Origin of the sequence: Advenella kashmirensis WT001, assembly GCF_000219915.2 — a bacterium.
GTDB classification, from domain to species: Bacteria; Pseudomonadota; Gammaproteobacteria; order Burkholderiales; family Burkholderiaceae_B; genus Advenella; species Advenella kashmirensis.
Genome location: NC_017964.1, coordinates 1134553 through 1161233, shown reverse-complemented (window position 1 = coordinate 1161233; position 26681 = coordinate 1134553). Strand labels below are relative to the sequence as shown.

General features: G+C 54.9%; 27 protein-coding genes and 2 pseudogenes. 16 read left to right on the top strand and 13 right to left on the bottom strand.

What is annotated here, in order from left to right:
* Window positions 1–65 precede the first annotated feature (65 nt).
* A complete protein-coding gene (locus TKWG_RS05470; protein ID WP_041709889.1) occupies window positions 66–1820 on the bottom strand; it encodes a lytic transglycosylase in 1755 nt (584 codons plus the stop codon).
* Window positions 1821–1830: 10 nt separating this feature from the next.
* Window positions 1831–2607 carry a hydroxyacylglutathione hydrolase gene (gene gloB, locus TKWG_RS05465; RefSeq protein ID WP_014749879.1) on the bottom strand — a complete coding sequence of 259 codons (777 nt, stop codon included), beginning with the start codon at window positions 2605–2607 and terminating at the stop codon, window positions 1831–1833.
* 46 nt (window positions 2608–2653) lie between these two features.
* On the opposite strand from gloB, the gene TKWG_RS05460 reads away from it, so the two are divergent.
* A complete protein-coding gene (locus TKWG_RS05460; protein ID WP_014749878.1) occupies window positions 2654–3442 on the top strand; it encodes a class I SAM-dependent methyltransferase in 789 nt (262 codons plus the stop codon).
* On the top strand, window positions 3435–3899 hold the full coding sequence (rnhA, locus tag TKWG_RS05455; RefSeq protein WP_014749877.1) for a ribonuclease HI: 465 nt from the start codon (window positions 3435–3437) through the stop codon (window positions 3897–3899). Before TKWG_RS05460 ends, rnhA begins: the two co-directional genes overlap by 8 nt.
* Here the strand turns inward: rnhA and TKWG_RS05450 are convergent.
* From TKWG_RS05450 to TKWG_RS05435, 4 genes are all read right to left on the bottom strand, one after another.
* Window positions 3896–4255 (bottom strand): VOC family protein, encoded by a 360-nt coding sequence (locus tag TKWG_RS05450; protein ID WP_014749876.1) that lies wholly within the window; start codon window positions 4253–4255, stop codon window positions 3896–3898. The two genes, rnhA and TKWG_RS05450, sit on opposite strands and share 4 nt — an antisense overlap.
* 45 nt (window positions 4256–4300) lie before the next feature.
* Window positions 4301–4582 carry a hypothetical protein gene (locus TKWG_RS05445; protein WP_041709068.1) on the bottom strand — a complete coding sequence of 94 codons (282 nt, stop codon included), beginning with the start codon at window positions 4580–4582 and terminating at the stop codon, window positions 4301–4303.
* Between the two features lie 13 nt (window positions 4583–4595).
* Complete coding sequence (locus TKWG_RS05440) at window positions 4596–4880, bottom strand: hypothetical protein (protein ID WP_041709065.1); 285 nt, start codon at window positions 4878–4880, stop codon at window positions 4596–4598.
* Window positions 4881–5158: 278 nt separating this feature from the next.
* Window positions 5159–5512 (bottom strand): DUF1428 domain-containing protein, encoded by a 354-nt coding sequence (locus tag TKWG_RS05435; RefSeq protein WP_014749873.1) that lies wholly within the window; start codon window positions 5510–5512, stop codon window positions 5159–5161.
* 332 nt (window positions 5513–5844) lie between these two features.
* Between TKWG_RS05435 and TKWG_RS05430 the strand changes: the two genes are divergently transcribed.
* From TKWG_RS05430 to TKWG_RS24585, 6 genes and pseudogenes are all read left to right on the top strand, one after another.
* The gene (locus TKWG_RS05430; protein WP_014749872.1) at window positions 5845–6402 is read left to right on the top strand and encodes a hypothetical protein; all 558 of its coding nucleotides are present in this window, start codon (window positions 5845–5847) and stop codon (window positions 6400–6402) included.
* A 79-nt stretch (window positions 6403–6481) separates the two neighbouring features.
* Window positions 6482–7132 carry a DUF3540 domain-containing protein gene (locus TKWG_RS05425; RefSeq protein WP_014749871.1) on the top strand — a complete coding sequence of 217 codons (651 nt, stop codon included), beginning with the start codon at window positions 6482–6484 and terminating at the stop codon, window positions 7130–7132.
* Between the two features lie 29 nt (window positions 7133–7161).
* Window positions 7162–8226, top strand: coding sequence for a DUF2169 family type VI secretion system accessory protein (locus tag TKWG_RS05420; RefSeq protein WP_014749870.1), 1065 nt, complete (start codon window positions 7162–7164; stop codon window positions 8224–8226).
* The gene (locus tag TKWG_RS05415) at window positions 8192–9919 is read left to right on the top strand and encodes a pentapeptide repeat-containing protein (protein ID WP_171815124.1); all 1728 of its coding nucleotides are present in this window, start codon (window positions 8192–8194) and stop codon (window positions 9917–9919) included. Before TKWG_RS05420 ends, TKWG_RS05415 begins: the two co-directional genes overlap by 35 nt.
* Window positions 9916–10482, top strand: a pseudogene (locus tag TKWG_RS26905) (pentapeptide repeat-containing protein); the annotation flags it as partial. The gene TKWG_RS05415 and the pseudogene TKWG_RS26905, both read left to right, overlap by 4 nt.
* A gap of 45 nt (window positions 10483–10527) precedes the next feature.
* The gene (locus TKWG_RS24585) at window positions 10528–10986 is read left to right on the top strand and encodes a pentapeptide repeat-containing protein (RefSeq protein WP_407636913.1); all 459 of its coding nucleotides are present in this window, start codon (window positions 10528–10530) and stop codon (window positions 10984–10986) included.
* 155 nt (window positions 10987–11141) lie between these two features.
* Here TKWG_RS24585 and TKWG_RS05405 read toward each other — a convergent pair whose 3' ends face one another.
* Together TKWG_RS05405 and TKWG_RS05400 are read right to left on the bottom strand one after the other, a co-directional pair.
* A complete protein-coding gene (locus TKWG_RS05405) occupies window positions 11142–11444 on the bottom strand; it encodes a hypothetical protein (protein ID WP_014749867.1) in 303 nt (100 codons plus the stop codon).
* 14 nt (window positions 11445–11458) lie between these two features.
* Entirely contained in the window at window positions 11459–13879 is a 2421-nt protein-coding gene (locus tag TKWG_RS05400; RefSeq protein ID WP_148274480.1) for a type VI secretion system Vgr family protein, read from the bottom strand.
* Between the two features lie 598 nt (window positions 13880–14477).
* On the opposite strand from TKWG_RS05400, the gene TKWG_RS05395 reads away from it, so the two are divergent.
* Window positions 14478–14936, top strand: coding sequence for a hypothetical protein (locus TKWG_RS05395; protein WP_148274479.1), 459 nt, complete (start codon window positions 14478–14480; stop codon window positions 14934–14936).
* Window positions 14937–15253: 317 nt separating this feature from the next.
* On the opposite strand, the gene TKWG_RS23945 is transcribed toward TKWG_RS05395, so the two are convergent.
* Window positions 15254–15640, bottom strand: coding sequence for a Rossmann-fold NAD(P)-binding domain-containing protein (locus TKWG_RS23945; protein ID WP_202947770.1), 387 nt, complete (start codon window positions 15638–15640; stop codon window positions 15254–15256).
* A complete protein-coding gene (locus TKWG_RS05390) occupies window positions 15580–16185 on the bottom strand; it encodes a lactate/malate family dehydrogenase (RefSeq protein WP_014749863.1) in 606 nt (201 codons plus the stop codon). Before TKWG_RS05390 ends, TKWG_RS23945 begins: the two co-directional genes overlap by 61 nt.
* A 234-nt stretch (window positions 16186–16419) precedes the next feature.
* Here TKWG_RS05390 and TKWG_RS05385 point away from each other — a divergent pair, with 234 nt between their 5' ends.
* Both TKWG_RS05385 and TKWG_RS05380 read left to right on the top strand, forming a co-directional pair.
* On the top strand, window positions 16420–17592 hold the full coding sequence (locus TKWG_RS05385) for a DJ-1/PfpI family protein (protein ID WP_041709887.1): 1173 nt from the start codon (window positions 16420–16422) through the stop codon (window positions 17590–17592).
* Window positions 17593–17717: 125 nt separating this feature from the next.
* Window positions 17718–18602 carry a LysR family transcriptional regulator gene (locus TKWG_RS05380; RefSeq protein ID WP_014749861.1) on the top strand — a complete coding sequence of 295 codons (885 nt, stop codon included), beginning with the start codon at window positions 17718–17720 and terminating at the stop codon, window positions 18600–18602.
* 118 nt (window positions 18603–18720) lie between these two features.
* On the opposite strand, the pseudogene TKWG_RS05375 reads toward TKWG_RS05380, so the two are convergent.
* Together TKWG_RS05375 and TKWG_RS05370 are read right to left on the bottom strand one after the other, a co-directional pair.
* Window positions 18721–20464: pseudogene (locus tag TKWG_RS05375) on the bottom strand (IlvD/Edd family dehydratase).
* A gap of 21 nt (window positions 20465–20485) precedes the next feature.
* Window positions 20486–21490 carry a Bug family tripartite tricarboxylate transporter substrate binding protein gene (locus TKWG_RS05370; protein ID WP_014749858.1) on the bottom strand — a complete coding sequence of 335 codons (1005 nt, stop codon included), beginning with the start codon at window positions 21488–21490 and terminating at the stop codon, window positions 20486–20488.
* 485 nt (window positions 21491–21975) lie between these two features.
* Here TKWG_RS05370 and TKWG_RS26900 point away from each other — a divergent pair, with 485 nt between their 5' ends.
* From TKWG_RS26900 to TKWG_RS05360, 3 genes are all read left to right on the top strand, one after another.
* Entirely contained in the window at window positions 21976–22662 is a 687-nt protein-coding gene (locus tag TKWG_RS26900) for an alpha/beta fold hydrolase (protein WP_407636892.1), read from the top strand.
* Window positions 22659–22781 (top strand): hypothetical protein, encoded by a 123-nt coding sequence (locus tag TKWG_RS26895; RefSeq protein WP_407636891.1) that lies wholly within the window; start codon window positions 22659–22661, stop codon window positions 22779–22781. The genes TKWG_RS26900 and TKWG_RS26895 overlap by 4 nt, the downstream gene beginning before the upstream one ends.
* Window positions 22782–22960: 179 nt before the next feature.
* A complete protein-coding gene (locus tag TKWG_RS05360; RefSeq protein WP_014749856.1) occupies window positions 22961–23611 on the top strand; it encodes a homoserine/threonine efflux transporter in 651 nt (216 codons plus the stop codon).
* A 216-nt stretch (window positions 23612–23827) separates the two neighbouring features.
* Here TKWG_RS05360 and TKWG_RS05355 read toward each other — a convergent pair whose 3' ends face one another.
* Window positions 23828–24121 (bottom strand): hypothetical protein, encoded by a 294-nt coding sequence (locus TKWG_RS05355; RefSeq protein ID WP_014749855.1) that lies wholly within the window; start codon window positions 24119–24121, stop codon window positions 23828–23830.
* A gap of 880 nt (window positions 24122–25001) precedes the next feature.
* Here TKWG_RS05355 and TKWG_RS05345 point away from each other — a divergent pair.
* Both TKWG_RS05345 and TKWG_RS05340 read left to right on the top strand, forming a co-directional pair.
* Window positions 25002–25526: a hypothetical protein gene (locus TKWG_RS05345; RefSeq protein WP_014749853.1), complete on the top strand. Its 525-nt coding sequence runs from the start codon at window positions 25002–25004 to the stop codon at window positions 25524–25526.
* A gap of 127 nt (window positions 25527–25653) precedes the next feature.
* Complete coding sequence (locus tag TKWG_RS05340) at window positions 25654–26526, top strand: hypothetical protein (RefSeq protein ID WP_014749852.1); 873 nt, start codon at window positions 25654–25656, stop codon at window positions 26524–26526.
* Window positions 26527–26681 lie beyond the last annotated feature (155 nt).

Genomic DNA, 26681 nt, shown 5'->3' with positions numbered 1-26681 from the left:
AAATGCGCAATGCAAAGGCATTGCGCAGTGATTCGGGAAGATTTAGTCGCGTGGGTTCCCGGCAATTAACCGCGGATTGCCGTTCCTGGCAGTCTCAGACGCAAGCCCGCCTTGAGTCCCTCGGCACCGATATTGTTCAGTGCCTTCAGATCGTCAACCGTTGTACCGTAGCGTTTAGCCAGCGAGTATAGGGTTTCGCCCTGTGTGACAAAGTGCTCGGGTGGTCGTGCTGTCGTTGCTGCACGGGGACGGTAGGCAGCTGCGCGAACTGCCGGTGCAGCCTGCTGGGCCAGCGCTGGCGCGCGCACTGTGGCGGTAGCCGGACGTACTGCACCCTGATATCCTGCTGGCGCAGCCTGGGCAACATAACGTAATGATTCACGATTGACGGAAGGCGTGCCGGCCTCGTTCTGGGCAACCAGCGCGGCCAGCGGATCGTCAGTCGCAGCAGGCGCGTTACGCGGCGCAGGCTGATTGCCGCCCGTGTCCCATACGACCGCGCGCGGTGTCGCCCCGGATGTATTGCGTGTATTGCTTGCTACCTGGCGTACGCCAGCCGAAGCACCGGATGTCTGGCGTAGTGTCGATGTGGGCGCATTGGCTGCATAAGCGCGCGGCTCGACCACAGGAGTGGGCGCGGCCGGTGATACGGGTGGCGACGTATTGTCTGCCAGCATGCTGTCGGAATCGCGTCGGTTGCCATCAGGCGCCGTTGGCGGCAGGCCGCGAGGAACAATGGAGTCGGTGTCAAAATCACGCTGTACCGGCAACATCAGTGTCCTTGAGGATAGTGCAACGCTCTGGCGCGACGAATAGCCGTTGAGCGATTTGAGCTTGCTCAGAGAAATGCCATGCGCCTGGGCGATGGACGCCAGCGATTCACCCGGTGCCGGCTGGTAACCTTTATAGGTAGCCAGCGGACCTGTGTAATTGGCCAGGTTCTTCTTGTAGGTTTTTACTGCCGAAACCGGCAGAAGAATATTGGGGTCATGCTGTGCCAATAGCGTCGGACGATTGAACGATGGGTTCAGTTCCTTGAAATCGGTCACGGAAATACCAGCCAGCCGCGCCATCACTGCCACGTCAATATCCTTGGTGCGCCGCACTTTCTCGAAATACGGTTTGTCCGGAATGGCTGGCAACGTGATGCCATACTTGGCCGGATTGGCCACAATATTGCGGATGGCCATCAGCTTGGGTACGTAATTACGGGTTTCCGAAGGCATCCTCAGGTCCAGATAGCCACCGCCACCGGCCCGGGCTCTGGCGCGCTTGACGGCACCCTCACCCCAGTTGTACGAAGCCAGCGCCAAATGCCAGTCGTTACCCTGGAAGGTATAAAGATAAGACAGATAATCGAGCGCCGCGCGCGTCGATTCCACCGGATCGCGACGATCGTCTTTCCACCAGTCCTGTTTCAGCTTGTAGTGCGTACCAGTACTGGGAATGAACTGCCACAGTCCTGCCGCCCGTGAGCGGGACAATGCCGTGGCATTGTATGCACTCTCTACAAACGGCAACAAGGCCAGTTCGGTGGGCATATTGCGTTTTTCGAGCTCTTTGGTAATGTGATAGATATACTTGCCGGAGCGGGACGCCATGGTCTGGACTGAACCCGGGCGGGCAGCGTAGTAATTGGTCCAGTAAGCGACTTTTTCATCCTGCAGGGTGGGCATATCGAACCCTTTGCGCACGCGGTCCCAGACATCGCGATTGGGGCCGTGGTAGTTGACCGTCTCGCTGTATTTGCCCCCGCCGGAAGAAGCGCAGCCGGTCAGCGCGACGACACAACCCACCAGAAAAAATCGTACTAAGTTCATCTTGGCAGTCTCAGAATTGGTTTTTCCACTCACGTAATACTTCAAGCACATTCTCGGGGTGGTCCAAAGAATGACCAACATGCTGTTCGGCTGCTGTTATGACAACCGGTTCATCCGTTCGCATGAAAGGATTGGTTTTGAGTTCGTGTTCCAGCGATGTTGGAACGGTAGCCTGATTGTTGTTGCGCAATGTTTCTGCTTCGCGCTGCCATTGCTCCAGATCAGGGTTGTGCGGATCGACGGTACGTGCCCAGCGGATGTTGCCCAAGGTGTATTCGTGAGCACAATAGACGGACGTATTGTGAGGCAATTTTCTAAATTTATCAAGGCTTTGTTGCATTTGTCTAGAATTTCCTTCAAATAGCCTGCCACAGCCTGTCGCGAACAGCGTGTCGCCGCAGAACAGCACATTTCGCTCATCGACCTGCCCGAAGTAGGCAATATGATCCAGCGTATGGCCCGGAACTTCCAAAACGGTAAACTGCCCAAATATACCCAGATTGACCTGATCTCCTTCCCTGAGCTGGACATCGCGACAGGGAATATCGGGGCCCGGCGGGCCATAAACCGTGGCGCCGGTACGTTGGACCAGCTCGGCTACGCCGCCGACATGATCGGCATGATGATGGGTAAGGAGAATATTGCTCAGGGTTAACCCTTGATCGCGCAGGTAAGCCAGCACCGGGGCCGCGTCACCAGGATCAACGACAACCGCCTGATCAGCCTGTACAATTGCCCAGATATAATTGTCGCTGAACGCGCTGATCGGCCAGATTTTTATAGTCATCAGATAGTCTCTTTACTTAAGGCGCCGCATTTATACCGAGGAATCAGTGAAACAAATCCATTCGCGAATCATCAATCTGGCAGATTGGTTCAATACAGACCCTGGCCAGCGCGTCATACAATGGGAATCATCAAAATTTGATCAGATTGTGGCCGACTCTTTTGGATTCAACGCGGTCCAGGTCGGTCTGCCTGACTGGAATTTTTTGCATCATAACAGAATGCGCACCAAAATCATTCTGACAGATGACAGCTTTAACAATTGCACCCACTACCCCAATACCCGATTTGTCCAGGCGCAGCTGGACGCCCTTCCGCTGGCCTCCAATTCCATCGATTTGCTGATCCTGCCTCATATTCTGGAATGCGCCGACAACCCGCATCTGGTCCTGCGTGAAGCCGAGCGGGTATTGGTACACGAAGGCCGTCTGATTATCTCCGGATTCAATCCCTGGAGCCTGTGGGGCCTGCGCTCGCGCATGCCGCTGCGCAAGCCGTGGATGCCGGTGGCCGCCTCGCGCCAGGTATCGGTCACGCGTCTGAAAGATTGGATGAAACTGCTGTCATTCGAGGTAGACCGGGGCTACTTTGGCTGTTACACTCCCGCCTGCCATACGGAGCGGTGGCTGAACCGGTGGAATTTCATGAACCAGGCAGGCGATCGATGGTGGCCCGTCGCAGGCGCCGTATACTTGCTGGCCGCAGTCAAGCGTGCCCACGGAATGACGCTGATCGGCCCCTCCTGGAAAGGCAAGAAAAAGAAAAAATTCGCCCGCGGCGAAGCCGCCATATCCCGCCGCGATGTACGTCAGCTTTTTAAAGAACCTCATGGATAAACCACAAGTCAATATCTGGACAGACGGCGCCTGCAAGGGCAACCCCGGCCCCGGCGGCTGGGGCGTACTGCTGCGCCAGGGGCCGCATGAAAAAACCCTTTTCGGCGGCGAGGCGCAAACCACCAACAATCGCATGGAAATGATGGCCGTCGTCGAAGCCTTGCGGGCACTCAAACGCAGTTGCAACGTCACCCTGCATGTGGACTCACAATACGTACAAAAGGGAATCTGCGAATGGATGGCGGGCTGGCAGGCGCGCAACTGGAAGACGGCCGATAAAAAACCGGTAAAAAACGTCGATTTGTGGCTGTTGCTCAATGAACAGGTTGCCAGGCATGATGTCACCTGGAAGTGGGTCAAAGGCCATGCCGGCGACCCGGGCAACGAACGGGCAGATGCCCTGGCCAACCAGGGTGTGGACCTGGTCAGGAAACAGAAACAATCAGTACAGGCTTAATCCTGTTGATCTGACCACACAGCAAGCTCATGGCCATCCGGGTCGGCAAAGTGAAAGCGCCGACCGCCAGGAAATGCGAAGACGGGTTTGATAATCCGCCCCCCTGCACGCTCGATGCGCGCCTGCATATGCGCCAGATTATCTGCATATAGAATGACCAGCGCACCGCCTGGGCTTACCGGCTCGCCCTGAGCAAAGCCCCCGGTAAAGCGCCCGTCGGTAAATTCACAGTAATGCGGCCCATAGTCCTTGAAGGACCAGCCAAAGGCACTCGCATAGAATTTGCAGCTGCGGGCAATGTCACTGACGGTGAACTCGATGTAATCAAGTTTGCCGTTTTTGTCCTGTGGGTTCATCTCTGAGGCTCCGGTTCAGCAGGCTGCGGCTGGCCTCACGCTGTGCTATGCTGTAATGGCTGTGGCCGCCGCCCCATGGTGGACGATGCCGGGTCTGCAATCAGTCGCAGCCCATGCGACGCGCTCTTTCGCGATGCGCATCGGCACGCTGGTCCGCACTGTTGCGGGACAGGAAATTGTCCCCTGCTCCAGCGCCGGCGCCATCATGATGCGTGAATTGATGCGTCCGCATTCTGCATTTTTTGAATGATCAGTGCCGGTTGAACATGCTGCGATCAACCCCAGCGCCATGATACCTATCGCGCGCCCTGCCGTATTTTTAAACATGACTATCCTGTTTTTAGCCGAACGTGCAAAGCTTTCTGACACTTTGCGTTCGTAATTGCTGCAGGCGGAACTCCGCTGCAGAGATGGCGGCCTGCTTCTGGCTCTCGTCCGGTCCGAATACAGCGTCGTTGCCGCGCAATTGATCTACCTGCAGATTCAGTTTATCGGTTTCGCGTCCGATCTGCCGGCAGCTCATCGATTGCAATTGTGATTCGGTCAACGGAGCTACAACCGGCGGAGCGGCGCATGCAGCCAGCAGCGAGCATGAGCCGGCAAGCAACAACAGGGTTTTTCTCATAATGCAATATCCAGACAGATTGCCCGATTGCGCTGCATGACCAACCATTGGCAGAAACGCAGACACCAGGCAGGATTAAGTATCTGGTATTTTATAGGCTACCCGCCGCTGTGTCACATAGCGGGGGCGATTACGGGCAGAAAACCGACCACAGCGCAATCGCACCGTGCCGGTTTCTGATGATATCGCGATGGGCCTTGCCGGGCCGCGCTATTGCATGGAGGCAGCAACGGCAAAGAGGACCATTGCAGCGCGCCATACCGACGCGCCTGGCAAACCTACACGTTAACAACCGGAACAAATCCGCCGAATATCAAACGTTTGCCATCGAAAGGCATAGGATTCACGTCTGGCTGCATCCGCGGATCTTCCATCATTTTCTTCATGCCCTCGTCATGTACCTCTTTGGAAGGCCACGTAATCCAGGCAAACACCACGGTTTCATCCGGCTTGCATTGCACCGCCATGGGAAAAGAGGTGACTTTGCCGTCCGGCACCTCATCGCCCCAGCACTCGACAACACTTAACGCGCCCAGTTCCTTGAAAACCTCTGCAGCCTCTGAGGCATGCTTAATGTACGCTTCGCGGTTGGCAGTCGGCACCGCAGCAACAAAACCATCGACATATTTCATGTGTATTCTCCGTTAGTTCGTGAGCGACAGACACTGTCGTCTACAGCCATAGTATGCGCATAAAGCGCTGGGCCGAAAATAAGGCTGATACGACAACTTCAGGGGAGGAATACGTCATAACGACCGGCATCCTGTGGCACGCGAGTTCACCACGCGGCTCGGATCGGGCACGGACACATCGTCCCCTGGCCCGCCCGAACCCTAAAATTTTGCAAAATGTAAAAAATAAGTATTGTCTTCATGATGTCATTTTAGTGGGTTATTTCTAGTCTAAAAAAACCAGCTCCGCTACTCGCGCGAGAAACCTCACCCGAGAATCAGCTGACCCGCAAATGAACAAGACAGACGAAAAACCGCATATCGAACGTTTACAGTATCGCGCCAGCAGGATGATCTGGCTGGGCATCGCAGCAATCCCGTTTTCCCTGCTAAGCATGTATCCGGTTCTCGTTCATCCGGGGGAATCCGTTTACGCGCCCATCCTGCTCCTGTGCGCGCCGCTTGTACTGGCAGCGCTTTTGTTTGGTCTGGGATTACGCGCATCGCACCGCGCTCTGCAACTGAACAATACGCGCAACACCCGTGTACTGGAAAATAGCGAAATGCGCAGCTTGCTGCTGGTTAGCATACAGGACACGCATCATGTCATTAACAGCAAGCCGGTATTGCGCCTGATCTTGTCCGACCCGCAAGCGCAGCATCGACAATACAAAATCACCGAACCCGTTTCCACACTCCAGTTGCGTGACCTGCAGGAGGGCAAGGCGGTGCCGGTGCTATTTCTGGACGATGGACGCGAATTACGACTGGGACTGGATCCGCAGTCCTCGCAACAGGACTGGGGCTTTTTATCTCGATTCATTCGTGAAGAACAACAACAAGCATGGTGAAATCAAACTGTCATATCGGTGTCGCAATGCTTTGCGACAATAGACGAGATTATCCATTTACCCGAACAGGAATCAATTGATGCTGGTGACCCGTCCCCAACTACCGGCTTACGACCCGATACAGCTCGTGGGCCACGTCCTCAGTATTGATAATGGCATTTGTACCGTGCAGTGCGATGGCGCCAACTGGCACTGCGCCCGGGCGCTCAGTTGTCTGGTCGAACCGCAAATCGGGGATGAAGTCCTGGTCAGCGGCCCGGATCGCGATCGCGTTTTTCTGCTCGCCATCATCGCGCGCCCTGAAAACACGACGGTCACACTCTCGGTAACAGGAGATATGACGATCCGCAGCGAAGCGGGTACCGTGAAAGTGCATTCAGCCATGCTGACACATATCCACAGCGATCAGGCGGTAAAGCTGACTTCCCCAAACCATGAGCAGGAAAACGATTCGGCAATCATGAAGATAGGCCAAATGAACTATCTTGGAAAGAAACTCGACGCTGTCCTCGGTAGCACTAACTTGTTTTCGAATGTGATCGGACTGATGTCGGACAGCTTCAAAAGCGTGGCACGCCTTTGTTTCCGACATGTCAAGGAAGTCGATCACGTAAGGGCGCAGACCATCGACTACGAAGCAGAGAAACTGACCCGAGTACATGGTGGCTATACCACGCTGACCGCGCAGGAAGTCATGAAAATCAACGGCGATCAAATTCACATGAGTTGATCCCCACGTACGTGGTTCGATAAGCAACAATGAAAACAGTCAAACCTCTGCGACTGGGTGTCTTGACCCGCCCGTTCGGGTTACATGAAAAAAGCCATCTAGGTATCGTCGTTTATGCGCTGGTGGATTTCAACGGCGAATCCCCGAAACTCGTGCCCGATGCCGAACTGACCACCCACCTTTTGCAGGATATGGATTGCGAAGGTATTCTGGATCTCGTCCTGCCAAAACCTGTACCGGAATTTCTTGTCAGCGGCAAGGCGTATACCGCGCATCAGCAGGATAAAACGCGCTGCGCGATACGGGTACAGGTAGACAAACTGGAAAAAAGTTTGCTGGTTTCCGGCGAGCGCTACTGGCTGGACGGTACCATGACCTCACCGCAAGCATTCGATGAAATGCCTGTCAGTTGGAGCCATGCATATGGGGGTGCGGATTTTGCCGAAAACCCGGGCGGCAAGGGTCGCGATCGGGAGTGGATCAATGGCAGTTGGGTGCGGCGCTTACCCAACGTAGAGGCGCCCACCAGCACCATGCAGCGACAGGATCAGGTCATACTTCCTGCCTCTTTCGGCCCGGTCCTTTTGACACGCCCACGCCGTTACTCGCAGGTAGGTACGTTCAGCCAGGAATGGATGCAAAACGACATAAATGCATTCTTCCCCGATATGGACCCTCGGCTGTTCAACGCAGCCGAACCCGATCAGCGCTGGCCAGATCGCGATCGCTTGCCTTTAGGCTCATCGTTTCGCATATGGAATATGCATCCCGAACAACATTGCTGGAGCGGCAACCTGCCTGACTGGAAGGCAAGATGCTTCGTATTGCAGAAAATTTCCAGCGCCAGTGAACCGGAACACGAAGCGTTCCTGGAGGTCGACCTGAGGCCGACCACAGTATGGTTCTTGCCGAATATCCGGCACGCTATTCTGATGTATCATGGCGCGTTGCCCGTTGCACAGTCCTACGCGGAAGACGCGTTGGCCATACTGCCGGCCATGGAACTGCCGGACCAGCCAAAAACCAAGTCCTATTACCGCGAGATTTTTGACCAGCGCAATGACATGGAAACGGGCGCTGTATACCTTGCGTGATCGCGACCTGGTTCCCAAGTCCATCATGGGAGACTGGCTGGATACAAAGCCCCAGTTGCAAAGCCCATTCCTGGACAACGCGCATAAATTAGAGCAGCGCAAGAGAGCGCAGATCCGTGCATTTCTGGATAAACATGGCGCGCACTTACCGGACAGTGAACGCAACGAGCTCAATGCGCTGGTCCCTGAGTTTGTAGGCCCGCCATTTCCCGCGGATCCGGAGCATATGCCCGAATTGCACGAACGGATGCAAAAACTCAAGGCCGATGCGATGGCGCAATTGGAAGCGCAAAAACAAAGCGCGCGCCAACAATTGTCGGAACTGAATGCCGTCGACCCGCAACGCTCCGAATCGAAGGACACCGAAGCCGCCGCTCCTGCACTGGAAGCTGCGCAGATTGAGGAAATCGGCAGGCATATTGATTCGCCCGCTCCGGCAGATCGTCAAAAAATGCAGGATGCCTTCGCAGAATTGACGAAACAGCAGGAAAAGCTCGAAGCCGACTGGGAAAAATGGTCGCAGCAGCACGGTGATCCAGATAACACGACGGCAAAACTGAAAGACATGAAGCAGCAGCGTGAGCAGGCACGCAAGCAACTGGGGAAAATCAATCTATATTCGGCGCACCTGATCGGCGGAAAAATCATTGTCGACAGCCACGTTGCCCACAAAAAACGTACCAAAGCCCAACAACGTTATGCTGACGGACAGTCCATTCAGGACATGGATCTTGCTGGCGCAGATCTGTCCAGCCTGGAATTTGTCGATGCGGACATCTCGGGTTCGGACTTATCCGGCGCCAATCTGAACGGTGCTGTCTTTCACCGTTGCAATCTTACAGACGTCATCCTCAGCAGAGCCTCTATCCAGGATGCAAGCTTTACAGATTGCGAATTGAACGGCACTAACCTGGGGGAAACCCAAGTTGAAAGAAGCAGTTTTTCCGGCTCCAGACTGAAAAAAGTCATTCTGCACAAAACGGAATTTTCCCGTTGCGACTTCCGGCAAACCCAGTGGCAGGATGTGTTGAACAACATGCATGCACGATTCTCGACATGTCGCTTTGATGCCTCCAGCGCCGACAAAACCATTTTCGTGCAGTGCCACTTTGAAAATAGCAGCTTTTACCAGGCAAGATTCTCGCAAACCATCTTCCAGCAAACGACCCTGGTCAATGTGAATTTCGAACAATCGCAACAAAAAAGCGCCGGTTTTGTCGCCTGCGATATGGACACCATTAACTTTTCGCAAGCGCGGCTTGATGGCGTTTCGTTCATATACAAGCTGAAAATTCGCCGCTGTGCATTTCAGGAAACCACGCTAAAGGGGTGCAGCTTCAAGGGCACCGTCCTGCACGGCATCCAGGCCCAGAAGGCCAGGCTCCAGTATTGCGACCTGACACTGGCCGATCTGCGCAACGCCGACTTTACTGGCGCCGATATGCATCACTGCGTGCTCAAATCCGCCGATCTACGCGATAGTCTTTTTAATCAGGTCGACTTCACCTCCGCTATTTTGACCAAGGCAGATTTGCGCGGCGCGGATCTGCGTCATGCGAACTTTTGCACTGCCGACATTTCCGAAGTACGCATGGATAACACAACCTTGATCCAAAATATTTACACCGAGCATACCAAGCGCTACCCCTTGTATCGAGATTCATACGCTCAACAGGATGCTGTGCGCCCATGATTTCGCCCTCAACCCGCCAACAGTTCTTTGACTGCCTCGATAGTTACGAGCCGATACAAGAAAAAAATTTTGCCGGTCTCTCCCTTAAAAATACAGAGCTGTCGGGTCGTGTTTTCGACAAGGTAGATTTCAGCGGAACCGACTTTAGCGGATCGCGCCTGGATAACATCGTTTTCACTAACTGCCGCTTTCACAGCTCCGTTTTTGAACACGCAGACTTGCTGCGTTGCCTGTTTTCCGGCTGTGAGCTTAACGCAAGCAGCTTTTCTCATGCGTCGCTCAGGGAATGCTCCATTGTTGAATGCCAACTGGCAAAAGCGCTTTTTCCGCAGGCAACCGTCGATAGCTGCACATTCGGCCAGACGAACCTGAGTGCCGCCATTTTTTCGCAAACGGAATGCAAAAAAACGACCTTTTTCGAAACCAATCTGGCGCAGACCGATTTTGTCGGTAGTCATTTTGAAATCAGCGTATTTTTCCGCAACGACCTGAGGCAGACGCGGTTCGATGATTGCTATTTTGAAAAAACCGTTATGAACGAAACCTTGCTCTGCGGGCAACGTTTCACCGGACTTACGTTTCAGCAATGCCCTTTCGTCAAGAGCGATTTGAAGCAGGCCATTTTCCAGGACTGTTACCTTGCAGGATGCAATTTCCAGGAAAGCCGGCTGAATAATGCCAGCTTCAACGCATGCGATTGCACCAATGCCATATTCATCGAGTCCGACGCACTGTCAGTCCAGTTTTCGGAAACCCTGCTATCGCAAAGCATGTGGATACAGGCCGTGGCCACCAACGCACGCTTCACAGACTGTAATATGACAGAAAGCATCTTGCATGAAGCCGATTTAGAAAACGCCAGATGGAATCGCTCGGATCTGACCCGGGCCGATTTTTCCCGAGCCAATTTGCGCCATACACAGTTTGAATCAGTCATACTGCATGACACGCTGTTTCATCGAGCACTGGTTTCTGACGGCGCATTGCTGCGCCAACCCGGCGCTCTGCCGCACCGAGATTACCTGCATGAGGCCGAGCTATGGACGCAACAGGCAAGATCCCAGTGACAATAACGAGTAGATCGTCTGAGCGCCAGGAAGCGACGCCTCGCAACACGGCTCAGGCAACAGATCCCGGGATGGGCTCTTTGTTCAGGAAAAAACAAAAATCCGGTTAGGCGACGGGATCAAATTGGTGGATAAAAGACCATTGATAATATTGCTCAAACCCATGGAAATCCAGCGACAAACCGGCAAGGCGCCGGAAAAACCCGGAAGCTGACATTGATGAATTTGGTCGCAAAGCATTTGACCACTGGCACCAACACGCCCAATATCCCGGTTTCATTGGCCCAGGTTATCATCGTAGGCATAGGGCAACATTCCAGATCCAACCCGGGCGTAAAGACCCGGGACAGCGGATTGGGGATCATGGTGACTTTAGGACCAAAATTGGGGCGAGGCCCCAGTATCATCACATCGATCAGCGTCACACTGGATCCGATTCGGCCTTGTAAAATTGGCATTTAAAGCTTCTCCGTCAAGCAAATAGTTTCAAACCGGCAAGGGTAACGCCCAGGGCCTGCAATTTGGTTTGCGCGCCGCGGGTCTGCAGATCGATTCCATCGGCTTTCCAACTCGCCCCGCTAACATCGACTTTAACCGCCTGATTGCTGAACTTCAGCGCCGCTGCGGCCAGGTTCAAGCCATCCACCTGCATGGCGACACCCCGGAGCGCGAGCCGAACCGGCTGTATTTGATACGCAAGGGTCGAATACGAAAAATTCACCGCCCCGGTTATCGACATTTTGAGCGGCATCACGTCTATGCCAAGCACCGAAACCACTTTGGTATCGACGCCGGTCACGGTGGTGTCCCTGCCAGCCTTGTAGTTATTGATCGCGTGCGAGGTCACGTTCTTTATCTCGCCGCTGGACGCGGTAATCGAATACTTTTTACACAGGATCTCAAAGTCCTGGTCGGTTGCATCAAAAAGCACCTTTCCTCCATGATTGGAAGTAAATGTGCTTTCATAATTATGCGTGGCTGCGCCCGTTACCGTAACATCCTCGGTCTGCGCGACCGTGCGCGTGAGCTTGTTTTTATAGTGCAGCGTTGCCGCTTCCTTCACATCCTGGTGCAAGGTGCCGTCGATGGTATGCGTCTCATTCGACTTGACATAAACGGTGTTGGTGCCTGCTTCAACCCGGAAAACATTGTTTCCCGTCAGTATCTTTGTGGTTGCACCACCTTTGATATTATCGACCAGGCCGCCACTGGTGATTTCGCGATGAACACCCGCATCGAACGTTTCTTTTTCATGCCCGATAATGTGCGTGGTACGGGTCCCGGTCACATCACGCGTTTCCGTTTCGCCCACTGTCGTCTTCAGGTTTGAACCTATGTTCACCGTCATATTCTGCACGACAGTCAGCAGCATATCCAGTTGCGCCCGCATGTCCACCAGTTCCTGGCCCAGCTTGTCCTCAAAGATCATCTGGTTGCGCATGCTGGGGTCACCGAATACAGACTGGCTGCGAAAGCCACTTTGCGTCGCATTGGCCGGCAGTGACACCGGCGGCATGTTCTGCGCGTTATAAACCCGTCCCAGAATGACCGGTCGATCCGGATTGCCGCCGATAAAATCCACCACCACTTCGTCATTGATGCGCGGCAGTTGCAGCCCGCCAAAACCGCCACCCGCCCACGGACTGGATACGCGAATCCAGCAGGAACTGTTTTCATCTCCGGTCGCCAGGCGATCCCAGTGGAACATGACCTTGATGCGGCCGTACTGATCAGTCCACAACTCTTCGCCGGCCGGGCCTACGACGCGGGCCGTTTGCGGCCCACTGGTTTTGGGCTGTGGCGTGACCCGAGGCGCACGAAATTGAATATTGGATGGCAACGCGCGAAAGATCACTTCAAAATGATCCTCTTGTCCGGTGCCGGAGGAGTAACCGGCCACACTCATATTGTAGGTGGCCGATACGCAAAGGTATTCACGGTTTTCGGCACGGCGCGGATGGTTGCGCAAGGTAAAGAGGCGCCCCGGCTCAACGGCGCGAATATTGCATATGCCAAGCACCTGCTCTCTGGCGCCCTGGATCTCCTGCAGCCGCAGGCGGGCATATTTTTCACCGTGGTCCACTTCCTGATAGCCACCCTGCCACTCGTAGATCTCCAGCTTGTCTGTATTGGCCGCTACAGCATTCTTGCTGGTCGAGTCCAGGCGCGCACCAGGCTTGCGAAAATCGTAGTCTACCGTTGCATAGCCGCCAGGCGTGATCTGCGCCTGTACATGCCAGTCCGAGACGAACTCTTCATGTGCAAGCATGTGCATTTGGCCATCGTAGAAGGTATAGGTATCATAGCCCGGCGCCGGCTCGTGTGTTGACATATCGTCTGTGAGCACCAGCGTATGCTGGCCGTTCTCGTGACGGAACCAGTAATAAATGCCTTCATGCTCCATCAGCCGGCTGACAAAATCAAAATCCGATTCCTGATATTGCACGCAATATTCCCAGTCGCGGTAAGACTCGGTCAGGTTATATTCCACACCAAAGCTGTAAGTGCCCAGCACTTGCCTGATAATGTCCACCGCCGACTTATTCTGGAAAATTCGATTGTCTCTGGACTGAGTCAGATACCATAAGCTGGGGCGTACTGTAGCGCGGTAAACATAATAGTCGGAATTGAGCAATTCACGACCAACCAGTTCGAACCGGATAATCTGTCCGTTGAGATAATGCGGCGCACCAGCGGACGTTTCCACCTGCAATGTAAGCGGCTTGCCCAGCAATGACCGGACGTCCAGCATATAGGTCTTGGCAACCAGTTCGACATTGAACTCAAACAGCTGCGACAGCCCGGCCTGCCCTTTCATGCTTTTGAAGTGCAGCACTTCGGGCATGGGTGTATGCACTATGACGGGCCGGTTCTGTAACTGAGGGATATCCATGTTCATCTCTCGCGTGGGATGCGTTCTGGTCGATCAAAATAGGGGGCAAATTTGCGGGTATGAGCGGTGCTCACTGTTGATCAGGGCTGTCAGTCAAACGGGCCGCTGTCCGAAATGGTCAATATTCAGATATTTCAGTTGCCTATTGATCAACCTGATCGGGATACGGCAAATCATAGGCAGACTTTATGTCAGGATAATTACCTGAATAAGTCGACTCGCTTGCCTTGGGCATATATCAGGCGGCAAACAACCGTATAGCGGACTGATGGCAGGTCGGCTACCTTCGGACGGAACATACTCTTACATATGAAATATTTTTTAATATTGCAAATGAGGCATAAATGCAGCATTCACTCATGGCGCCGCTTGTAGCCAGGCCACCGTTTGCCTCGCTAAACCGCAGCCTGGTTTATTGCGGTGATAGTCGGCGGAAGCGGCCTGCCCCGTTTCAGTGGCTACGATCGTTGGTGAAGCAGCGATGTGTATCGTTATTATTTTTGTCATAAGAGTGAAGTAATATGACTCTATAGCAGTACGTATTTCCTATTCTCTCAAAACTGCTGTCACACGCAGATATTGCTGTGAGCTCATGTTTATGATCAACAAAAAAAGTGCAGCCAGTCTGGGTTGGCGATTATTCGCCCTTTCCTGGATCCCCTTCATCGGTATCTTTTCCTATGTTTTCTATCCGATAGAAGAATGGCTGCCCCCTGTGTCGATCTATTGCCTGGTGATCTCGATGTGCCTGATGATCAGCGGCATTGTGCTGATTGTTGTGTCATTGTCCGCCGGCGCCAACGATAATCGCCGGATCCACCAGACGGGTGAGCCAGGCCAGGCCACGATTGTGTCGGTGGAAGATTCAGGAACCCGGATCAATGACCATTTTGTGCTGAACGTGGGTGTACGCATTGCGCCAGCATTCGGACCTGCCTTTGAAACAGTTTGCAGCCAGGTCATTCCAATCTACCATATGGCGCAGATCCAGAAAAACAATACGGTAAACGTGCGGTATCTAAAAGACACGCAGGAGGCGGTGATTGATTTTGAGTGATGCAATGCACCGGATCATCGGGCAACAGAACGAAGACAAAGCGCGTTAAAAAATCAGAAGGACAGTGAGAAAACCGGGCAAAAAAAGAGACCTTTAATACCGCCGACAGGTCCTGCTTGCTGCGTATGGGATTTGAGCCTGCCACCGAATTAAAGGTCCAGGCAAATAGTAGCGCCCAGGTACCATCCCGACATTGATCTGGATAAATTTTTCTACATTTTTTTATTGAAAAAAGCCGTCCCGAGGGGGCTTACCGCCGGCAGGGCCGCCCGATCATGACGCAGATGACTGCGGCGACGGCGCCTGCCCGTTTTTGATCAGGCGACGCCTTCCCAGGCCTGCCGGATCACCGTGGCACTTGCAGCCAGCGCGTCTTCTTCCTGCGCCGACAGCGCCGGCATATAGGTTTCCAGCACACCTTCCTTGCCAAGCAGCGACGGGAGCGACAGTGTCGTCTCATAGGCTTCGATATGAGACCCGATGGGCACAACCAGTTTTTCGTCGTTCAAAATCGTCCGGGTTATATGCGCTGTGACCATGCCAATACCCAGCTGACTGGCGCCAGTGCCTTCAATAATGCTGATATTGGCAAACCTGACTTCTTCCTCGATCTTCTTGTGGAACGCCTCACAATCCTTTTCATTTACATCCAGCACCCGCGCCAGTGGCACACCGCCGATACGCACACCAGACCAGACAAACACCTGGGAAGTCCCGTGTTCGCCCAACACCAGGCTTCAACAGCCGCAGGGTGTACGCCGGCGTGACGGGCAATATGACAGCGCATGCGCTGGGAATCGAGCAACGTTCCTGAACTGATCACATGCGCACCGTTGCTGTACTGGCGAGCCACCTCGGCCAGCGGGTCCGGTGGATCGGTTACGACCAGGATGATGGCCCCGGGCGCCGCGGCATTGATTTTCGGGATGATGTCCTGATAAATTTTTGCATTATCGTCCAGCAGTCGCAAGCGACCGGCATCATCACTACGATCGGTGGCGCCGCCGGTTTTCTCATTCACACCTACCGTTACAATGACGAGCGTGCATTGGTCAAGGTCTTCATAATGTCCCGCCCGCACATGAACCGCCGGCAACAATGTAGTACCGTACTGAATGTCGGCTACCATGCCCTGAGCCCGTTTATGATTGCGATTGACCAGAACAATCTCACGCGCTCCCCCCGCATAGACCAGGGACATCAGACAGGCACGCCCTACCGCACCTGCACCGATCAGACCAATCTTCATACCGTATCTCCGTTGATTTACGCTAAAAAGCAATCTGCACAGTTTATCGCAGCTGCGCATAACGGGTGCATTCATTCGTGTTAAAACACAAATGAATAATTAATAATAAAATATTATTGAGCATTACCACCGTTTCCTTACGTAGCGGGCTTGCTGTCTGCCCTGGCAGCTGGCAGGCCGGCAAGCCAATTTCCATATTGATCAGCACTGTTGCTGAGCGCCGAGGCCACGCCCATGAAACTCCGTATTTTTATGCTGGTTGTGATTGGCATTGTCGCCCTATCGGTAGTGGCCGGCGCCCTCTGGCTGCTTACCCTTCCCCAGCCAGGCAATCATTCCCCGCAGCCAGGACCTGATTCGCACGAGTATGACACGGCAGTTGCAAGCCTGGCACCGCCAAAACGCCAGCGCCCCCTGGTGGCCATTATCGGTCTGAATGACGCGACCGAAACCACAGACTATCTGTTGCCCTATGGCATTCTCAAACGCGCCGGCATTGCCGACGTCATGGCGCTTTCCATAAAAGACGGACCGGTTCGGTTATATCCGGCACTGACCGTGCGGGCCGATGCCACCGCTGCGCAATTTGATCGCCGCTACCCCACAGGAGCAGACTATGTGATCGTACCGGCAATGAGCCATGACAATGATCCTGCCGTCATTGCGTGGCTGCGCCATCAGAAAGCCAAAGGCGCAATCATTATCGGCGTCTGTGCCGGCGCAAAGGTCGTGGCAGAAGCCGGCCTGCTTGATGGCAGGCGCGCCACAACCCATTGGTATTATCTGAACACGCTGCTGGAGAACCATCCCGCTATCGATTATGTAGCGAACCGTCGATGGGTGGTAGATAATGGCATTGTCACCACGACCGGCATTACGGCCTCCATACCGACAATGCTCACGCTGATCGAGGCCATCGCCGACCGCAAGACGGCACAGCGCGTTGGCAACGATCTGGGCGTGACGCAATGGAGCGCGGCGCATGACAGCCAAGCGTTTCGCTTCACCCGCCCCTTTGCCCTTACCGTTATTGAAAACACGCTGGCGTTCTGGCGCAAGGAACAGTTGGCGCTGTCGTTGCATATGGGCATTGACGAAGTATCGCTGGCGCTGGTGGCCGATGCCTGGTCACGCACCTATCGCTCGCGCGTCACCACCTTCGCACCCGATCACGGTGCGATCATCTCGCGCAACGGGATGCAGATCATGGCTGATCGCACCGCTACAGCGTCGGATAAGGGCACCGCAGTTCCGGCGGTTGAGATGATGCATCCAGCCGTCGCGCTGACCAGCACGCTTGCAGCAATCGATAAGCGCTATGGTGCGCCGACAGCCAGTGTGGTGGCGATGCAGCTGGAATATCCATGGCCGGCAACCAGGCCCGATCAGAACGCCGATCACAACTGAATAAGGCCGTCCTGGCCGGCTCTTGGGCAGCGTAGATACCGCAGCCGCTTACATATAACAAGGAGATTGAATGCGCCGCCAGTTTTACTTCAATCGTCCACGAACCTGATATGGTATAAAAAATAATGGACATTAATTATCTGCAGAGTTTTATCACCGTTGTCGAAGCCGGCTCTTTTGCCGAAGCCGCCCGGCGGCTTGATCTGACCTCGGCGGCAGTGGCCGCCCGCATCAAGGCGCTGGAGGACGACATGGGCGTAGAGCTGGTGCGCCGCTCAGGCCGGTCGGTCAAGCCTACGGCAAGCGGCATGCGGATTATCGAAAGTACACGTTCGGTCGTTCGGCAGATCAGGGACATGCGCGCCATGGCGATGGACAGAAACAATCAGGGCGAACTGCGCCTGGGCTGCTTTGTCTCCGCAATGACCAATATCCTTCCGCCTATCCTGAAGCGGCTTTATGACATTTATCCCGAGGCATCCGTCTTTGTGACCCCGGGCGCCTCAATCGAGCTGTGTCGCAAGGTGGCAGCCGGCGAACTGGATGCAGCCATCGTGGTCGAGCCGCAGTTTGCCGTGGCAAAGCATTGCGTCTGGCAAAAATTCATGGAAGAGCCGCTGCTAGTGATTGCCCCTGCGCATATGCTGGGGCGCAACGCTCACGATGTCCTGACGAGCGAACCCTTTCTTCGTTATGATCGCAGCGTTTACGGCGGACAACTGGCCGATCGCTATCTGCGCGACCACGACCTGCACCCCAGGCAGCGCCTGGAGATCAACAGCCTGTCCTCAATTGCCGTCATGGTGCACGAGGGATTGGGTGTCTCGTTGGTGCCCGACTGGTCTGCCATGTGGCAATCGCTGGACATTATACAGATCCCGTTGCCGGGAAGAACGCTGGTCAGGCGCAACGGATTGGTCTGGAACCAGCATGGGCATCACGCCAGACTGGCTGCCTGTATTCACGAACAGGCCCGGGCTGTATTCGGCACCGGCAACGCAGGCCCCTGACCGTTTCCATATCCCAACGGCCCATGGCCCATGCTGCACTATGCCAGGAACCCGATGGACATGAGCGGCGCCTGGCTGTCAGCCGGGCGCCGCGTTCAGGAACTGGCGCAACGCTGAGCTAGCGCGGCACCGTGCCTTTCGTTTGAGGGGCTCGCAGAAAATCGAAATCCACCCCTTTGTCTGCCTGCGTCACCGTATCCAGAAACAGCTTTTTATAGCCACGCTCGGCGCTGGGCACCACCACCGGCGCACGCTCGCGGCGCAAAGCCAGTTCCTGTTCAGATACCAGCAGGGAGATCTCGCGCTGGCTCACGCTCAGGCGGATCCTGTCGCCATTTTGCACATAGGCCAACGGCCCGCCAATGGCCGACTCTGGTGTAACGTGCAACACGATCGTACCGAAGGCGGTACCGCTCATGCGCCCGTCGGAAATGCGCACAATATCCTTGACCCCCTGGATCGCCAGCTTGCGGGGAATAGGAATATAGCCGGCCTCCGGCATACCTGGCGCCCCTTTGGGACCGATATTTTTGAGAACAAGAATGTCGTCAGCGGTCACATCCAGCTCATCCGAATCAATGCGCAACGCCAGATCTGCGGCATCTTCGAACACCACCGCCCGCCCTTCGTGTTCCATCAAACCGGCATCAGCCGAAGACTGCTTGATAATGGCACCGCCCGGTGCGAGATTGCCTTGCAGAACGGCAATGCCGCCCTGTGGATAGATCGGATCAGCGGCGCTTTTTACCACTGTCTGGGCAAACCCGGGGCCGGCGCGTTCGATCTCTTCACCCAGGGTACGTCCGGTGACGGTCAGCGCATCAAGCTTGAGCAGAGGCTTGAGCTCACGCAGCAGCGTGGCCATGCCGCCCGCCTTGTGAAAATCTTCCATATAGTGCTGGCCCGAGGGCTTCAGATCGAGCAGCACCGGCGTGTCCTTGCCCATACGATCCAGCGCCTGCAGGTCGATATCCAGGCCAACCCGTCCTGCAATGGCGGCAAGATGCACAATGCCGTTGGTGGAGCCCCCGATGGCCAGCAATACCCGCATGGCATTTTCAAAAGCATCGGGCGTCAGAATTTTATCGATCGTCAGCTTGTCGTGCGCCATTTGCACGGCTTGGGCTCCAGTCAGCTCGGCAATGCGCATGCGATCTGCCGTCACGGCCGGCGGACTCGCTCCGCCTGGCAAACTCATGCCCAGCGCCTCGCTCAGACACGCCATGGTGCTGGCAGTGCCCATGACCGAGCAGGTGCCCACGCTGGCCACCAGTTGATTGTTCACATCTGCGATTTCCTGATCATCAATCTCCTGCGCCCGGTATTTACCCCAGTAGCGGCGGCAATCGGTACAGGCGCCCACTCTTTCTGAACGATGCGAGCCGGTGAGCATGGAACCGGTGACCAGTTCAATTGCCGGAATGCCCGCCGAGGCCGCGCCCATCAACTGGCCGGTACGGTCTTATCACATCCGCCGATAAGGACAATCGCGTCCATCGGCTGGGCCCGAATCATCTCTTCGGTGTCCATGGACATGAGATTGCGCAGGTACATGCTGGTCGGATACGAAAAGCTCTCGTGAATGGAGATCGTGGGAAAGTCCAGCGGCAGCCCGCCGGCCAGCATGATGCCCCGTTTAACCGCTTCCAGCAGTTGCGGCATATTGCCATGACACGGGTTGTAGCGCTGCCGGTATTGGCAATGCCTACAACTGGACGGGTAAGCGCCGAATCCGAGTACCCGGCGCCCTTGATAAACGCTTTTCTCAGGAACAGAGAAAAACCATTGTCGCCGTAACTGGTCAGGCCTTTTTTCAGGCCTGTTGCTTCGGGCTTGTCATCCGACTGGTTGCGTCTGGACATGTTGCTTTACCTCAATTGTGATTAGCGGGTGGTGATCTTGCCGTCTTTGATAACTTTGTCCCACAGGGCAATCTCTGCCTTCAGGCGCTCTGCCGAAGCATCGATACTCAGGGGATCGGCATACACCCCCTGCTCGAGCAATTGTTTTTTAACCTCATCCTTGGCCAGCGCCGTGGTCAGTGCGGCGTTCACCTTGTCCAGGACCGCCTTGGGCGTACCGGCCGGCGCCATGACTCCAAACAGGGAGCTGACATTGTAATTGTCATAACCCTGCTCCTTGGCGGTGGGGATATCAGGCAGCATGGAAATGCGCTCGGGCGTTAACACAGCCAGTGGCCGCAACTGTCCCGATTTGATAAAGCTGATGGCTGCCGGTACGGTTTCAGTCATAACCTCGACCTGCCCGCCAACCAGGTCTGTCATGGCCGGACCACTGCCACGATAGGCAACATGCACAATATTGACGCCTGCGATCTGCTTGAACAATTCCATGGCCATGCGTTGCGGCGCACCGGCGCCGGAGGACGCAAAATTGAGCTTACCCGGGTTCTTTTTGGCGTTGTCTGCCAACTCCGGCAAAGTCGTTACCTTCAGGGACGGATTGGCCACCGCAACCAGCGGCACCGAACCCACTACACCAACAGGGGTGAGGTCTTTTTGCAGATCATAGCTCAACTTGCCTTTTTCCAGTATGGACATCACAGAATGCGAGGTGAGCGCCCCCATCAGCAGGGTATAGCCATCCGGTCGGGCTTTGGCAACTTCGCCCGCGCCGATATTGCCGCCGGCGCCGCCTCGGTTTTCAATCACCACCTGACCGCCGATCTGGTCCCCCAGATTTTTGCCCACTATACGACCGATCACGTCGGTTGCGCCGCCTGGTGGATATGGAATGATCAGCCGGATCGGCTGATCGGGATACGTTTCGGCATGAGCGCCGGCAAACGGTGCGAGCGCCAGCGGGCTGCCAAGCAGCAGACAGGTCGCCATACTGGCTGCCCTGCGATTAAATCTGGTCATGAACATATCTTGTCTCCCGATTATTGGTATGTATTGCTTGTGCTTTTTGTGAACTTGCGTGGCCTTGTCATCTGCCCTGCATGGGATGCCGACAAGGTTTCACCATCAAGGCGCCGGGCGCCGCTGTAAAAGGGGCGCTTTGGCCAATTTGCCGGGCCAGCTGCCCCTGGCATAGAGCAATGTGCAGTATGACAAATGAAAAGCCCGCCAAAACCAAAAATTTTTTTGTTTTATCTATAAAAATTACATATCAATCAGCGATGGATAAGTTGCGGGCGACCCCGCTACGAAGTCTCATTTAGCTGCTGGCGGCAACATGGTGTGCCCTTGCATGGCCCGTGCCGTGCAATCGCAGCCGAGCGCATCACCTGAAGTCAAAAACCGGAGCAAGCACTATAATGCGTCAACAAGCTATCGACAGACCCCGGTCAGCCCGGCTAAGCCATCCTGCCAGGCCGCCCTATTTATTGACATAAATTCCGACCGCAGCAATGACAGAGACGCATACAACAATAACTGAAGTGCATACCCACCAGATTCTGACCAGCCAAGGCCGTTTATATGCCCAATCCTGGTCCTTGCCGCCTGCAGGGGCAAACGGCCAGACGCCGATTATCCTGCTGCACGATTCACTGGGCTGCGTGCCTCTTTGGCGCGACTTCCCGGAAAAACTGGCGCTGGCTACCGGTCATCCGGTTATTGCCTATGACCGCCTGGGATTCGGTCGCTCCGATCCCCATCCGGGCACATTAACGGCTGACTTTATCGCCCAGGAAGCCACACAGGTCATGCCGCAAGTGCTTGCTGCATTTGATATCGACCGCTTTATCGCTTGTGGCCACAGTGTCGGCGGCGCCATGGCAGTGCAGGCAGCCGCGCAATTTGCCGATGCCTGCAAGGGCTCATTACGATGGGCGCACAGGTGTTTGTCGAGGAACTCACACTCGACGGAATACGCCAGGCCAAACTGGACTTCGCAAAGCCGGAGAACCTGTCCAGGCTGGACAAATATCACGGCGACAAAAGCCGCTGGGTTGTGGACGCCTGGACCGATACCTGGTTATCACAGGACTTTTCACACTGGCATGTACGCAATGAACTGGCGCAGATCCGGTGTCCAAAACTGGCTGTTCATGGTGACAGCGATCCATACGGCTCTGTCGAGCACGCTCACGTGATCGCAGCAAACCACGGTCGGGCCGAAATTCTGGACGGCATTGGCCACGTACCCTATCGGGAAGATGAAGCGCGAACGCTGGACCTGATCAAAGCGTTTATCGCCGAAATCGATAAATAAGGCATCTCTTCTGCCGCTGGCTCCTTGTGTGCCCGGGGGCGCCACGCGATCCCTGCCGGTTCCCTTCCCAGCACCGCATATTGCATGATCACATTGAGCAATATCACATTTGGAATCGCCGCTGCAGTCCGCATCGCGTTATAGTGTTTTTTTGCCTCTCGCCTAAAAGGACCGTTAGCATGTCTTACCATGCCGTACTCACTGCCATCGGGCTATTCGCCCTCACTTTTCTGAGTCCAGGACCCAATCTCTTTCTGATCGTGCAGACCAGCCTGTCCCAGGGCAAATCGGCCGGCATCGCCGCCGGTGCCGGGGTTGCGACAGGCGATGCAATCTACGCAGCACTTGGTTTGGTGGGCATGGCAACCATTATCGCCACCAGTCACACCGTATTCGCCTGCATTCAGATATTGGGAGGCGCCTACCTGATCTGGTACGGCTTCAATCTGTTCAGACAGGCCCGGGGACGCACCAAGGCGGTCATTGGCAATACAGCTGATAATCGAACGCCAGCACTGCCCGCCAGCGCCAGCGTGAATTTCCGCAGAGGAATGATTACCGATCTGGCCAATGCGCAGACCGCCCTGTTTTTTGTGAGTATTTTTTCAGTCACAATCACCCCATCCACACAATGGCCTACCAAGCTGGCCATCTGGATCGGCATCAGTCTGACCTCCCTGCTGTGGCGCGTGATGGTGTCCCTGGCCTTTTCCCGCCCCTTGGTTCGGCGCGGCTACATGCATGTGCAGGCGTATCTGGAACAATTGGTCGGCGTGGTACTGATGGGATTCGGCGTCAAGCTGATTATCAGCGGATTCAGACCCAACTGATCAATGGCCGGATACATCTCCGGAATTGAACCTATTACGGCGAATCATAAGGTCCGTTTTCCGGGATTGTCCGGCAAGTCCAAATTCCTTGTGGTAGCCGAGCTGTTGACGTGCCACTGAAGCGACAATAGCAGGACGACATAATCAATATTGACTGACATGACGGGCCTATTGCAGCATATTGTGCTGATTGGTCTGGATAACGGCCTGGGTAGCTCAATGTTTGGTGGTGAGCCCTTTGCCTGGCCGGTTGGGTGCATCTTTATGCGTGTCGGTCACACCCTTTTCCGTGATCTGCACCCATTGCAGATCTGTTTTGTGCCACTGCTCATCAAGCATGCTGTCCAGTTGCTGTCTGCCAAATTTTTGATAAGCTGATTCATACACCAGCACCGAACCCGCCTGCAGGTTCTTCATGTAAAACTTGGCCCACTCGGCACGGACTTCACATTCGTCATCTTGATTTGCCAGTGTGTTGCCTTTCTCGTCAGCCCAGTCCCTGAATGTCATGACATGCTCCGGGTAAATACACCACTATACACCCTCCCCGGCGCGCTTACAGGTGATTAACATTTCTGCCGATTTCGCATCAGACCGGTCATCTCGTTGTATTTTTCCGGTCCGGCACGTCTAACCAGCACAGCAACTATCTGGTGATCGTCACGGCCCGATCCTCAAGCGCGTAGAAAGAATCCATTATTCGGCCAGAAACCAGGCCTGATGTCGAGAATGAAGCTGCCCATAAACAAAAATGGTCATGACCTTGACACAAAAACATTCCGTAGGTCTTTGAATCTTTTGAAAAATATATCAATTGTGTTATGATGTCGGCATCTTAAATATCATTATTTATTCATGAGCGCTTTTGCCTTCACGTCGTCTGGTGCGCATCGGGTTTATACCCGAGGCTTGCTGCCGGGCTGCATTTGTGCAAACGTTCCTCCAGCCTTTCGTCTGACTCCCCAATTCCTGAGGTGGTTCGCCGTACTTTTCTTGGCCGTGCGTCAGGAAATCACGGCCAGCACTCTTGTCCCAGATTCCTCTCGCACGGCGTAGCGGCTAACAAGCCGGAAACGTCCCCAAACCAGAACAAACCATGAATGCGCATGACACGCCCAGAAGTACATCTGTCTGGCCAGCCCCTGTAAATACGATTCTCTGCCGTCCGTATCGCAACATCTTGCGGGCGATCGGCCATGGGAGTGGAAATGGAACTGCACAATCACCTTGTTCAACCGGAACAGCGCAATGTCCTGCACATTGCAGGCTATCCGCAATCTTTCGCTGACCCCACAGGCCTGCGGCTTCTGCATGTAACGCAGATCGTCGTTGGCGCCGGCCGCCCAACACATATGCCATTGGCACATCTGCGCACGCAGGGAGCGATGTCATGAGATTCGACGTCAGCATAAGCAATGAACAAATCGAGCAGGAACTGGCCAATCTGCAGACAAAAATGGCACGAGGCCGGCATGCGCTGGGCAATCTGCCGCTTATGGACATGCAATTTCCCGACATCGAGTTTCGCGTGCGCAAGATCGCCCGCGAACAGCGTGTGTACGCCATAGACACCGGCACCGGACTTCTGGTGGGTTATTCCGTTTTCGATATTCTTCCCGAAGGATCGCGTCGGCTGCACGGCACCGTCCGTAGCGTGCATTCGCGTTATGCCGCGCCGTATCAGGGCCGCGGCATCGCCAGCGCGCTATACACCAAAGTGCTGTCCGATGGTTTCGTACTGGTCAGTGGCGCTCGTCAATCGAGAGCGGCCTATGCCTTATGGAAGTCTCTGGGTCGGCGCATGCGTTTCGACGTGGTCAAGATCACCCCGGAAACCATTGAACCGCTGAAGATATCAGAGCGCGACAACCGTTTCCACGACCTGGATGTCCGCCTGCAGTTGTGCGCGCCGTAACCAAAAATACCTTCCGTCACAGGTGACGATATTGAACGCAACCTGCCCTGTAACCGTGTGATGACTATGCCGCAAATCGACTGCGCACACACTGACTCATTGCAGTAATTTATCCATGGGAGTAAAAATGGATCTGAGCAAGAAAACCATACGGTCTAAACACCCGTGCTCCAGCGGCTTTCGCTGGTTTCTGAAACATACCCCGCAGGGCGCCGACTACCAATATCTGATCGATACGCTTCTTGCCGAAGGACGCGTTACCGATGCATGCTGGCTTGTAGATCAGTTCGGCTCGGTCAAAGACAAGCAGGCAATCGACAGCCTGGACAGCGACGCTGTCGTGGCTGCGCGGGATCTGGATATTGCGGGAAACTTGCATAGCGACACGGTATTGCGTGTGGCAGGCGCCTTGCATGTACATGGCAGCGTGCGGGTGGGCGGCGACATTCATATCGAAGGCGATCTGATCATCGAGGGCAACCTGAGCTGCGGCGGCGCAATTGTCGTGGAAGGGTCCGTTCGCGTAGGATGGGGGATTGATGTTGCCGGCAAATTTCGATGCGATGGTGATGCCCGTGCCGGTTGGTCAATAGACTGTGCAAACGCCATTGAAGTAGGCGGCATCATTGTTGCCGGTCAGGATATTATCTGCGCCGACGCGCTCGATTGCAAAAAAAGTGTGCGCGCCGGTGGTGATATTTCAGTTGAAAACAACCTGACGGCAGCAGAAGGCATCATTGCCAAGGGTGAGATAAGCAGCGGCATGCATATCAAGGCCGATTGGGGCATTCAGGCCGGCGCAGACATAACGGCGAAAGGCTCGATTATGGCCGGTGAAAGTATTGTTGCCGCAGGTGACGTTTGTTGTGGTGACGGGTACGGCGTATTTGCAGGAACGCGGGTGATGCGTGAGTTCTGGCCAGACAACGCAATTGTTTGCGCGGCACAGCGACCAGAACAATTGCAAAGCGGCCATTGGACCGAGCCGCAATACGCCTGACGTTTGCTTTGTTCATGCACCGCCGGTATGCAGGGGAAGCGGCAGACCTTCGCGCACCGAGCATATACCAACGACACTCATACACCCGGATTGGGTGCCGGCCAATTTCCTGCATCGTATGGACGTCACTAACCCTGTAGCCTGCAATACGGCAA